This window comes from Pseudomonas sp. 13B_3.2_Bac1 (genome assembly GCF_025466205.1).
Classification (GTDB): domain Bacteria; phylum Pseudomonadota; class Gammaproteobacteria; order Pseudomonadales; family Pseudomonadaceae; genus Aquipseudomonas; species Aquipseudomonas fluorescens_H.
The window spans coordinates 1-11,700 of sequence record NZ_JANLOG010000056.1 but is presented as its reverse complement, the minus strand read 5'-3'; the positions used below and the strand labels follow the sequence as shown (position 1 = coordinate 11,700).

Here is an 11,700-nt window from a genome sequence, read left to right as displayed (position 1 = left end):
CTGCCCCGCTCTCGATCGCGTCACGTGTTATTCGGTTTCCAGATCGATATCGATGCCGAGGGAACGAATTTCCTTGATCAACACGTTGAAGGACTCGGGCATGCCCGGCTCCATACGGTGATCGCCATCCACGATGTTTTTGTACATCTTGGTACGGCCGTTCACATCGTCCGACTTCACTGTGAGCATTTCTTGCAGAGTGTATGCAGCACCGTATGCTTCCAGTGCCCAGACCTCCATCTCCCCGAAACGCTGACCACCGAACTGTGCCTTACCACCCAGCGGCTGCTGAGTAACCAGGCTGTACGAACCGGTAGAACGCGCGTGCATCTTGTCGTCTACCAAGTGGTTCAGCTTCAGCATGTACATGTAGCCAACGGTAACTGGACGCTCGAACTTGTTGCCGGTACGGCCGTCAGTCAGCTGCATCTGGCCGCTTTCCGGCAGGTCTGCCAGTTTCAGCATGGCCTTGATTTCGCTTTCCTTGGCACCGTCGAACACTGGAGTGGCCATTGGAACGCCGCCACGCAGGTTCTTCGCCAGATCCAGGATTTCCTGATCGGAGAAGCTGTCCAGATCTTCGTTACGACCGCCGATCTGGTTGTAGATCTCGTCCAGGAAGGTGCGCAGTTCAGCGACTTTACGCTGCTCTTCGACCATCCGGTTGATCTTCTCGCCCAGACCTTTGGCCGCGAGGCCCAGGTGGGTTTCAAGGATCTGACCAACGTTCATACGCGAAGGTACGCCCAGCGGGTTGAGAACGACGTCGACCGGGGTGCCATTGGCATCGTGCGGCATGTCTTCAACCGGCATGATCACGGAGACCACACCTTTGTTACCGTGACGACCGGCCATCTTGTCGCCCGGCTGGATGCGACGACGGATTGCCAGGTAAACCTTGACGATTTTCAGCACGCCTGGAGCCAGGTCATCGCCCTGCTGCAGTTTGCGCTTCTTGTCTTCGAACTTGTCGTCCAGCAGACGGCGGCGATCAACGATGTAGGCCTGAGCCTTCTCGAGCTGCTCGTTCAGAGCATCTTCAGCCATGCGCAGTTTGAACCACTGACCATGCTCAAGACCGTCGAGAACTTCGTCGGTGATGTCCTGACCTTTCTTCAGACCGGCGCCGCCTTCAGCCTTGTGGCCTACCAGAGCGGAGCGCAGACGTTCGAAGGTCGCGCCTTCAACGATACGGAACTCTTCGTTCAGATCCTTGCGGATCTCGTCCAGCTGGGACTTCTCGATCGACAGTGCACGAGCATCACGCTCAACGCCGTCGCGGGTGAAGACCTGTACGTCGATGACAGTACCTTTGGTACCGGTAGGTACACGCAGGGAGGTGTCTTTAACGTCGCTGGCTTTTTCACCGAAGATCGCACGCAGCAGTTTTTCTTCCGGAGTCAGTTGGGTCTCGCCTTTCGGAGTGACCTTACCTACCAGGATGTCGCCTGCGCCGACTTCAGCACCTACGTAAACGATACCGGCTTCGTCCAGCTTGTTCAGTGCAGCTTCACCCACGTTCGGGATGTCTGCAGTGATTTCCTCTGGGCCAAGCTTGGTGTCACGGGCCACACAGGTCAGTTCCTGGATGTGGATCGTGGTGAAGCGGTCTTCCTGAACCACACGCTCGGACAGGCAGATGGAGTCTTCGAAGTTGAAGCCGTTCCATGCCATGAACGCGATGCGCATGTTCTGACCCAGTGCCAGTTCACCCATATCGGTGGACGGGCCGTCGGCCATGATGTCGCTACGCTGAACGCGATCGCCCTTTCTCACCAGCGGACGCTGGTTGATGCAGGTGTTCTGGTTCGAGCGGGTGTATTTGGTCAGGTTGTAGATGTCGACACCAGCTTCACCGGTTTCAACTTCGTCATCGGCAACACGAACCACGATACGGCTGGCATCAACAGAGTCGATCACGCCGCCACGACGAGCCACGACGCAAACGCCGGAGTCGCGAGCCACGTTACGCTCCATGCCGGTACCTACCAGCGGCTTATCAGCGCGCAGGGTTGGTACAGCTTGACGCTGCATGTTCGAACCCATCAACGCACGGTTGGCGTCGTCGTGCTCGAGGAACGGAATCAGCGAGGCAGCAACCGAAACTACCTGCTTCGGCGATACGTCCATCAGGGTGACGTCTTCCGGCGCCTTGACGGTGAATTCGTTCAGGTGACGTACGGCTACCAGCTCGTCGATCAGGACTTTCTGGTCGTTCATGGTCGCCGAAGCCTGCGCGATCACGTGATCGGCTTCTTCAATGGCGGACAGGAACACGATCTCGTCAGTGACCACACCCTCTTTCACCACGCGGTACGGGCTTTCCAGGAAGCCGTACTGGTTGGTGCGGGCATAAGCAGCCAAGGAGTTGATCAGACCGATGTTCGGACCTTCCGGCGTTTCAATCGGGCAGACACGACCGTAGTGAGTCGGGTGTACGTCGCGGACTTCAAAGCCTGCGCGCTCACGAGTCAGACCGCCAGGGCCGAGTGCAGAGACACGACGCTTGTGGGTGATCTCGGACAGCGGGTTGTTCTGGTCCATGAACTGCGAGAGCTGGCTGGAACCGAAGAACTCTTTCACCGCCGCAGCCACTGGCTTGGCGTTGATCAGGTCTTGCGGCATCAGGCCTTCGCTTTCAGCCATCGACAGACGCTCTTTGACCGCACGCTCAACACGTACCAGGCCAACGCGGAACTGGTTCTCGGCCATTTCGCCTACGCAGCGAACACGACGGTTACCCAGGTGGTCGATGTCATCGACGATGCCTTTACCGTTACGGATGTCGACCAGAGTCTTCAGTACCGCGACGATGTCTTCCTTGCACAGCACGCCCGAACCTTCGATCTCGGTACGACCGATACGACGGTTGAACTTCATCCGGCCGACCGCAGACAGGTCATAGCGCTCAGGGCTGAAGAACAGGTTGTTGAACAGGGTTTCGGCAGCGTCTTTGGTTGGTGGCTCGCCTGGACGCATCATGCGATAGATCTCGACCAGCGCTTCCAATTGGTTGCTGGTGGAGTCGATCTTCAGCGTGTCGGAGACGAACGGACCGCAGTCGATGTCGTTGGTGTACAGAGTTTCGATACGAACGACGCCGGCCTTGGCGATTTTCGCCAGGACTTCAGTCGACAGTTCGGTGTTGCACTCTGCCAGGATTTCGCCGGTGGCCGGATGCACGATGACCTTGGCGGTGGTGCGACCCAGGACGTAGTCCAGAGGCACGTCCAGCTCTTTGATCCCGGCTTTTTCCAGCTGGTTGATGTGGCGGGCAGTAATACGACGGCCCTGCTCGACAATAACCTTGCCTTTATCGTCCTGGATATCGAGGACAGCCACTTCACCGCGCAGACGCTGAGGCACCAGCTCCAGGCTCAGGCCTTCGCCTTTAACGTGGAATACGTTGGTGGTGTAGAACGCGTCCAGCACTTCTTCGGTGGTGTAGCCGAGCGCGCGCAGCAGTACCGAAGCCGGCAGCTTGCGACGACGGTCGATACGCACGAACACGCAGTCTTTCGGGTCGAACTCAAAGTCCAGCCACGAACCGCGGTAAGGGATGATGCGCGCGGAGTAAAGCAGTTTGCCGGAGCTGTGCGTCTTGCCGCGGTCGTGGTCGAAGAACACGCCCGGGGAACGGTGCAGCTGGGAAACGATAACACGCTCGGTACCGTTGATTACGAAGGTACCGTTCTCAGTCATCAATGGGATTTCGCCCATGTAGACTTCTTGCTCTTTGATGTCCTTGATCGCTTTGTTCGACGATTCTTTGTCGAAAATGATCAGGCGCACTTTTACCCGCAAAGGTACGGCGAAAGTTACACCGCGCAATACGCATTCTTTGACATCAAATGCCGGTTCGCCCAGGCGATAACCGACGTACTCCAGCGCAGCATTGCCGGAGTAGCTGATGATCGGGAAAACGGATTTGAAGGCCGCATGCAGGCCCACGTCGCGGAACTGATCTTTAGTCGCTCCCGCTTGCAAGAATTCACGATACGAATCCAGCTGGATGGCCAGGAGGTACGGCACATCCATGACGTCCGGCAACTTGCTAAAGTCCTTGCGGATACGTTTTTTCTCAGTATATGAGTAAGCCATCAGCGTTCCCCAGCTTGGTCACCTGCTTGTTTGGCCCCTCCCGACGGGAGCAGCCAGAAAATCGTGCAAACCCCATGGTTTGCGCCACCGCATCGGGTGGTTACAGCACCTTTATCAGCACCGACCCAGTCGGCTGCCAATAACGGAAAAAGGCCGGTGGCAAGAGCCACCAGCCATCAGCCTGTCGCTTGACGCTCGGGCTGGAGGAGCAAAGTCGATACTTATTTCAGTTCGACTTTAGCGCCTGCTTCTTCCAGCTTCTTCTTAGCGTCTTCAGCAGCTTCTTTCGAAACGCCTTCAGCTACAACCTGAGGAGCGCCGTCTACTTTCTCTTTGGCTTCTTTCAGGCCCAGACCAGTCAGTTCACGAACTGCCTTGATCACGTTAACCTTCTTCTCGCCAGCTTCCAGCAGAACAACGTTGAACTCGGTTTGCTCTTCAACAACAGCGGCAGCAGCAGCTGGACCAGCCGAAGCGGCAGCAGCGGTAACGCCGAAGGTTTCTTCCATCGCTTTGATCAGCTCAACGATTTCCACTACGGATTTCTGGCCGATTGCTTCGATGATTTGTTCGTTAGTCAGAGACATGACTCAATTCCTGAATTGGGGGACGGCCTACGCGACCATCGAAATAAACAAAAAACGCGAGAAGTTGACGAGCCTTAGGCTGCAGCAGCTTCTTTCTGGTCGCGAATTGCCGCCAGAGTACGAGCCAATTTGCTGGTAGCGCCTTGAATCACGCTCATCAGCTGAGAAATTGCTTCGTCACGGGTCGGCAGAGTTGCCAGTACGTCGATCTGATTAGCTGCGAGGAACTTGCCCTCGAACGCAGCTGCCTTGATCTCGAACTTGTCCTGACCCTTGGCAAACTCTTTGAAGATACGGGCAGCAGCGCCCGGATGTTCGTTCGAGAATGCAATCAGGGTCGGGCCGGTGAACACGTCGTTGAGAACACTGTATTCAGTGTCAGCAACAGCGCGCTTGAGCAGGGTGTTACGTACAACACGTACGTAAACGCCAGCTTCACGAGCCTCTTTACGGAGTCCGGTCATTGCGCCTACTGTTACGCCACGTGCATCAACCACGACAGCGGACAGAGCGACTTTGGCAGCCTCGTTGACTTCAGCGACGATGGCCTTCTTGTCTTCGAGATTAATTGCCACGGGTTTAACTCCTGCTTGTTACCGTTTCACTCGATCGAAACCGAATGTCGTTTTGGTGTCTGATTCGGTAAGGAACCGGGAGCACCATCTGCGTAGGCTTGTGGTTTAAGGCTTGCGCCGCCTACGGTCTTGGATAGCCCCCGCCAGGCAGGGACCCCAATCTTTCAATTGGCGCGAATAATCGCACCAACCTTTGTCTTACGCGTCCAGCGAGCTCTGGTCGATTACCAGACCTGGGCCCATAGTGGTGCTCAGGGTAACGCGCTTGACGTAAATACCTTTCGAGGAAGCTGGCTTGATACGCTTCAGATCAGCGATCAGGGCTTCAACGTTTTCCTTCAGCTTGACGGCATCGAAGCCGATCTTGCCAACGGAGGTGTGGATGATGCCGTTTTTGTCGGTGCGATAACGAACCTGACCAGCCTTGGCGTTTTTAACCGCGGTGGCTACGTCTGGAGTTACGGTGCCGACTTTCGGGTTAGGCATCAGGCCACGTGGACCGAGGATCTGACCCAGTTGACCTACAACGCGCATGGCATCCGGGGATGCGATCACTACGTCATAGTTCAGGTCGCCGCCTTTCATTTCGGCAGCCAGGTCGTCCATACCTACACGGTCAGCGCCGGCAGCCAGAGCGGCCTCAGCAGCTGGACCCTGGGTGAACACAGCAACGCGAACGGTCTTGCCAGTGCCGTGTGGCAGCACAGTAGCGCTACGAACAACCTGGTCGGATTTACGCGGGTCTACACCCAGGTTTACAGCAACGTCGAACGACTCGCTGAACTTGACAGTCGACAGCTCAGCCAGCAGAGCAGCAGCGTCTACAATGTTGTAGGCCTTGCCTGCTTCGATTTTGCCGGCGATAGCCTTTTGACGCTTGGTCAGCTTAGCCATTACACACCCTCCACGTTAAGGCCCATGCTACGAGCAGAACCGGCGATAGTACGCACGGCTGCATCCATATCAGCTGCAGTCAGATCCGCGTTTTTGGTTTTCGCGATTTCTTCCAGCTGAGCACGGGTAACAGTGCCAACCTTAACGGTGTTCGGACGAGCGGAACCACTGGTCAGACCGGCCGCCTTCTTCAGCAGAACCGAAGCAGGGGTGGATTTGGTTTCGAAAGTGAAGCTACGGTCGCTGTAGACAGTGATGATCACTGGAGTCGGCAGACCTGCTTCAAGACCCTGAGTACGGGCGTTGAAAGCCTTGCAGAATTCCATGATGTTCACGCCGTGCTGACCCAGAGCAGGACCAACAGGTGGGCTTGGGTTAGCCTGAGCGGCCTTCACTTGCAGCTTGATGTAAGCGGTAATCTTCTTGGCCATGAGGCACTCCAATTACGGGTTCGAACGCCTCGAAAGGCTCCCCGGTTACTTGCGCGTTTATCCCAGTGACGACAAAACCCCACAGCCTAGGGCTGCGGGGTTGGGATGCTTGTTCAGCTAGACCTTTTCGACCTGACTGAACTCCAACTCTACCGGAGTAGAGCGACCGAAAATAAGCACTGCCACCTGGACACGGCTCTTTTCGTAGTTAACTTCTTCGACAGTGCCGTTAAAGTCAGCGAATGGCCCGTCAGTAACACGAACCACCTCACCTGGCTCAAACAGAGTCTTCGGCTTCGGCTTATCGCTACCATCGGCCACGCGACGCAGAATGGCTTCCGCCTCTTTGTCGGTGATTGGAGCGGGCTTGTCGGCGGTACCGCCAATAAAGCCCATCACCCGAGGAGTATCCTTGACCAAGTGCCAAGTACCCTCGTTCATATCCATCTGTACCAGCACATAACCTGGGAAGAACTTGCGTTCGCTTTTGCGCTTCTGGCCATTACGCATTTCAACCACTTCTTCAGTGGGAACCAGAATTTCGCCGAAGCCATCTTCCATGCCAGCCAGCTTTACGCGCTCAATCAGCGAGCGCATGACATGCTTCTCGTAACCCGAGTAAGCATGCACAACGTACCAACGCTTAGCCACGGGACACCCTTAGCCGACAATCAAGGAAACAAGCCAGCCGAGCAGGGAGTCAACACCCCACAACAGCAACGCCATAACGATAACCACAGCAACAACGATCAACGTTGTCTGCGTGGTTTCCTGGCGAGTTGGCCATACGACTTTACGAATCTCGGTGCGAGCTTCCTTAACCAGTACAAAGAACGACTTGCCCTTTGCGGTCTGCAGGCCTACAAAGGCAGCTACAGCAGCAATTACGAGCAAAGCGAGTACACGATACAGGATCGGCGAAGCAGCGTAATACTGATTGCCAACAACGCCAACAATCACCAAAGCAACTACTACAAGCCACTTGAGCAGATCGAAGCGAGAGCCTTGAGCTTCAGCCTTAGGAGTCATCTATGAAGATCCTGTGAAAAGAAAGCCAGACACACCGAGTGAATCTGGCAGGTCAGGAGGGAATCGAACCCCCAACCTACGGTTTTGGAGACCGTCGCTCTGCCAATTGAGCTACTGACCTAAAACAAAATCAGGCCGACCATTATGCCGGCCCGAAAAATACATTACAACCGCTTATTCGATGATTTTAGCTACGACGCCAGCGCCGACGGTACGACCGCCTTCACGGATAGCGAAACGCAGACCGTCTTCCATCGCAATGGTTTTGATCAGGGTAACAGTCATCTGAATGTTGTCACCTGGCATTACCATTTCAACGCCTTCTGGCAGCTCGCAGTTACCAGTCACGTCAGTAGTACGGAAGTAGAACTGTGGACGGTAGCCTTTGAAGAACGGAGTGTGACGACCGCCTTCTTCCTTGCTCAGAACGTAAACTTCTGCGGTGAACTTGGTGTGCGGCTTAACCGAACCTGGCTTGACCAGAACCTGACCACGCTCAACGTCGTCACGCTTGGTACCACGCAGCAGAACGCCGCAGTTCTCGCCAGCACGACCTTCGTCGAGCAGTTTGCGGAACATTTCAACACCGGTGCAGGTGGTGGTGGTGGTGTCGCGCAGACCAACGATTTCCAGTGCATCTTGAACGCGAACGATACCGCGCTCGATACGACCAGTCACAACAGTACCACGACCCGAGATCGAGAATACGTCTTCGATTGGCATCAGGAATGGCTTGTCGATCATACGAACTGGTTCTGGGATGTAGCTGTCCAGAGTCTCAACCAGTTTCTTGACGGCAGTGGTGCCCATCTCGTTGTCGTCTTTGCCTTCCAGCGCCATACGAGCCGAACCGATGATGATTGGAGTGTCATCGCCCGGGAAGTCGTAGGTGGACAGCAGGTCGCGAACTTCCATCTCAACCAGCTCCAGCAGCTCAGCGTCGTCTACCAGGTCAGCCTTGTTCAGGAAAACCACGATGTACGGAACGCCTACCTGACGGGACAGCAGGATGTGCTCACGGGTTTGTGGCATCGGACCATCAGCGGCCGAGCAAACCAGGATAGCGCCATCCATTTGAGCAGCACCGGTGATCATGTTCTTCACATAGTCAGCGTGACCTGGGCAGTCAACGTGAGCGTAGTGACGGATCAGCGAGTTGTACTCAACGTGTGCGGTGTTGATGGTGATACCGCGAGCTTTTTCTTCTGGAGCGCTGTCGATCTTGTCGAATTCAACTACGGCTGAACCGAAAACTTCGGAGCAGACGCGGGTCAGAGCAGCGGTCAGAGTGGTTTTACCGTGGTCAACGTGACCAATGGTCCCTACGTTGACGTGGGGCAGGGAACGATCAAATTTTTCCTTAGCCATCGATAACACCCTCAACAGAAGAATTAGACGAACGATATCTACCATTAAAACAAAGGCAGATATTTTCATATCTGCCTTGTTATATGGAGCTCTTGAGCGGATTTGAACCGCTGACCTCACCCTTACCAAGGGTGTGCTCTACCAACTGAGCTACAAGAGCGTAACACTTTGCACAACCTGCAAACTTGGAGCGGGTAGCGGGAATCGAACCCGCATCATCAGCTTGGAAGGCTGAGGTTCTACCACTAAACTATACCCGCGGAGCTTGCAGCTCACGCTAAAAATGGTGGAGGGGGAAGGATTCGAACCTTCGAAGTCGTAGACGTCAGATTTACAGTCTGATCCCTTTGGCCGCTCGGGAACCCCTCCTAAGCGAGCCGGCATTCTATACTATGCCGACCTTCTGTCAAGCATTTTCTCATTAAAAACCTGAGGTTAGCTGCGTTGACACTGCTCCGCTTTGACAACCTGTTTAGGTGTTCGCTGTGGAGCGGGCGCCATTCTATGCAAACTATTCCAGCGGTGCAACCCCTTCACACAGCATTATTTTATGTTTTAACTCATTGAATTCCTTGGAAAGGTTCTGCAACTGCACATCCCCCAATAAACGCTGGCTTTCGGGCGCAATGCGCAACCAGTAACCAGGCTCAGGGAGATCCTTTTGCAATGGTTGAGCCTTCACATTCATGGCCACCAGCCGCTGCTGCAGTCCGGAAACGCCCTCCTCGCGACTCAAACCGCCCAAGAACAGACAATCCTGTCCGGCGCGGCGCGCGCCCGGCACTTCTCGGGAGTCACCACCAGCTTCGCTCAGCAAGCGAATGTCCTGCTGAGATCCACGGTACATGCTGAGAGGCGTGACATCTTTTGCACGCAAGGGCGCTTCCTGCTGATGCCAGACGTAATAGAACACATTGAGTACAACAAGCAGCAGGAACAACCAACGCATACAAACCTCAAGATAAAGGACACGCCATGGCCAGCCCTACAAACACCAGGTCAGGGACAATCCGAGCATCAGGCACGACGTCCGCAACCAATCCAGCGTCGCCGCCTGTAATAAAGACGGTGAAGCCCTCCCCCCAATAGGATCGAGCCATTTCCATTTGGGTCAGGACAAATCCTCTCAACATCAAGGAGCATCCACGCTCCACCGCCTCGACAGTGCTCCGCCCCGGGGCATGACTCGTCAAGGCTCGCTCAGCGGCCAAATCTCCGTAACGGATATTCCGGGTGTGAGTGCGCAACTGATTACGCATCAATGGCATTCCAGGGCAAATAAAACCGCCGAGATGCTCCCCTTCAGCATTAATAAAATCCGCCGTCACAGCAGTGCCGAAATCCAGAATCAGACAGGCGCCTGCAGCCAGGTGAAAACCACCAAGCATCGCCAACCAGCGATCCAGCCCCAGACGCTCATAGTCGTCATAGCCATTCCTGACACCAGACATTTCACTGGCCGACTTGGCACACACGACCGAAACGCCGAACGTCTGCTCAAGAGTCCGACTGAGCGCGGCCGTTTCTTCACCGGTTCTGACACTGACCAAGCGACATTTGCGCAGCAATAGGCCGTCAAATGCACGCAGGCTATCCACCAGCGCTTGATCCGAGTCGACCACGCCTTCCGCGAAAAGACCTCCAGCCGCAGTACTCAATACGCGCCACTTGATAAAGCTGTTCCCACAGTCGAGCTCAAGAATCATCACGCAACCTCAGGCTGAGCTCACCACCACTAAATACTTTTTCCACGCCATCCACCATCAAGCGCAACGCACCTTGACCATCAATGCCGAGCACTACACCTTCTATATGACTAACGCCGGCAATCAAAGAAACCGGTCGACCCTGCCACATATGCCCCTTCTCCCACTCCTCCTGGAGCGCCGAAAAGCCATCGGCCTGATGGCGCTGGATATAGCCGCGCAGTTGCTCACTCAGTTCAGCCACCAAGACGTTGCGATCACAGCTTTTGCCTGTCTCCAGCCGTATCGATGTCCATTGCTGGTCAACCTCATCAGCAATCTGCATGTTTACATTGATGCCTATACCCAACACCACATGGCATACATCTGCTGGATCACCTACAAGCTCGAGGAGGATACCGGCGATTTTCTTGTTTCCAACCAGCACGTCGTTGGGCCACTTCAATCCAGCTCCCGACACGCCCAGCCTTCGCAGGGTATGCATAACCGCCAAACCGACCACCAGACTCAAGCCCTCAAGCTGGCGCATGCCACCTTCGATGCGCAGGACAAGGCTGTAATAGAGATTTTCAGCGAAGGGGCTTACCCACTTACGCCCCCTACGGCCACGACCAGAAATCTGCCGCTCTGCCAATACCAGGAACGGTGCCACTCGACCTTGATTGATCGCGCGTAGCGCTTCTGCATTGGTGGAATCAATGGAATCAAAGACTGTAATTGGCCAAACCGCTGCCAAGGCACCAATTTTGAGAGGATCGAGCAGCGTCAAGGGCGCAGCCAGCTGATAGCCTCTGCCCCGCACTTTGTTAATGGACAACCCGAGTTCAGCCTCAAGATGCTGAAGCTGCTTCCATACCGCACTCCGACTGATACCCAAGGCAAGCCCGAGAGCCTCGCCAGAATGGAATCGACCATCCTTCAAAAGATTCAACAACGTCAGCATGCAGGTCTCGCCTCACAATGAGGCCCGAATAATAGCCATGAGCCGGGCGATTGCATAGAAATCAAG

11 protein-coding genes and 4 tRNA genes are annotated in these 11,700 nt (G+C 55.2%); all 15 read right to left on the bottom strand.

The annotated features are described in order from the left end of the window. Positions 1-27: 27 nt before the first annotated feature. The 15 genes from rpoB to birA all read right to left on the bottom strand — a co-directional run bounded on the left by rpoB (position 28) and on the right by birA (position 11,634). Positions 28-4,101 (bottom strand): DNA-directed RNA polymerase subunit beta, encoded by a 4,074-nt coding sequence (rpoB, locus tag NTD85_RS08975; RefSeq protein WP_003228748.1) that lies wholly within the window; start codon positions 4,099-4,101, stop codon positions 28-30. Between the two features lie 221 nt (positions 4,102-4,322). Then, positions 4,323-4,688, bottom strand: a complete 366-nt coding sequence (gene rplL / locus NTD85_RS08970) for a 50S ribosomal protein L7/L12 (RefSeq protein ID WP_003228750.1) — start codon at positions 4,686-4,688, stop codon at positions 4,323-4,325. Positions 4,689-4,762: 74 nt separating this feature from the next. Next, positions 4,763-5,263 (bottom strand): 50S ribosomal protein L10, encoded by a 501-nt coding sequence (rplJ, locus tag NTD85_RS08965; RefSeq protein WP_003228752.1) that lies wholly within the window; start codon positions 5,261-5,263, stop codon positions 4,763-4,765. 198 nt (positions 5,264-5,461) lie between these two features. After that, positions 5,462-6,157: a 50S ribosomal protein L1 gene (gene rplA / locus NTD85_RS08960; protein ID WP_003228754.1), complete on the bottom strand. Its 696-nt coding sequence runs from the start codon at positions 6,155-6,157 to the stop codon at positions 5,462-5,464. After that, positions 6,157-6,588 (bottom strand): 50S ribosomal protein L11, encoded by a 432-nt coding sequence (rplK, locus tag NTD85_RS08955; protein ID WP_003228756.1) that lies wholly within the window; start codon positions 6,586-6,588, stop codon positions 6,157-6,159. Before rplK ends, rplA begins: the two co-directional genes overlap by 1 nt. A gap of 117 nt (positions 6,589-6,705) precedes the next feature. Continuing rightward, positions 6,706-7,239: a transcription termination/antitermination protein NusG gene (gene nusG, locus NTD85_RS08950; protein WP_025113545.1), complete on the bottom strand. Its 534-nt coding sequence runs from the start codon at positions 7,237-7,239 to the stop codon at positions 6,706-6,708. A gap of 9 nt (positions 7,240-7,248) precedes the next feature. Further along, a complete protein-coding gene (gene secE / locus NTD85_RS08945; protein ID WP_003228759.1) occupies positions 7,249-7,617 on the bottom strand; it encodes a preprotein translocase subunit SecE in 369 nt (122 codons plus the stop codon). Positions 7,618-7,662: 45 nt separating this feature from the next. Further along, a tRNA-Trp gene (locus NTD85_RS08940) sits at positions 7,663-7,738 on the bottom strand. Positions 7,739-7,791: 53 nt separating this feature from the next. Beyond that, positions 7,792-8,985, bottom strand: a complete 1,194-nt coding sequence (gene tuf, locus NTD85_RS08935; RefSeq protein WP_024164425.1) for an elongation factor Tu — start codon at positions 8,983-8,985, stop codon at positions 7,792-7,794. An 84-nt stretch (positions 8,986-9,069) separates the two neighbouring features. Beyond that, positions 9,070-9,145, bottom strand: a tRNA-Thr gene (locus NTD85_RS08930). Between the two features lie 26 nt (positions 9,146-9,171). After that, positions 9,172-9,245: transfer RNA gene (locus tag NTD85_RS08925), tRNA-Gly, on the bottom strand. A gap of 24 nt (positions 9,246-9,269) precedes the next feature. Beyond that, positions 9,270-9,354, bottom strand: a tRNA-Tyr gene (locus NTD85_RS08920). 142 nt (positions 9,355-9,496) lie between these two features. Further along, positions 9,497-9,934 carry a hypothetical protein gene (locus NTD85_RS08915; RefSeq protein ID WP_003228761.1) on the bottom strand — a complete coding sequence of 146 codons (438 nt, stop codon included), beginning with the start codon at positions 9,932-9,934 and terminating at the stop codon, positions 9,497-9,499. Between the two features lie 7 nt (positions 9,935-9,941). Then, the gene (locus tag NTD85_RS08910) at positions 9,942-10,691 is read right to left on the bottom strand and encodes a pantothenate kinase (RefSeq protein WP_003228764.1); all 750 of its coding nucleotides are present in this window, start codon (positions 10,689-10,691) and stop codon (positions 9,942-9,944) included. Beyond that, positions 10,681-11,634 carry a bifunctional biotin--[acetyl-CoA-carboxylase] ligase/biotin operon repressor BirA gene (birA, locus tag NTD85_RS08905; protein ID WP_262141990.1) on the bottom strand — a complete coding sequence of 318 codons (954 nt, stop codon included), beginning with the start codon at positions 11,632-11,634 and terminating at the stop codon, positions 10,681-10,683. Before birA ends, NTD85_RS08910 begins: the two co-directional genes overlap by 11 nt. Positions 11,635-11,700: the final 66 nt, after the last annotated feature.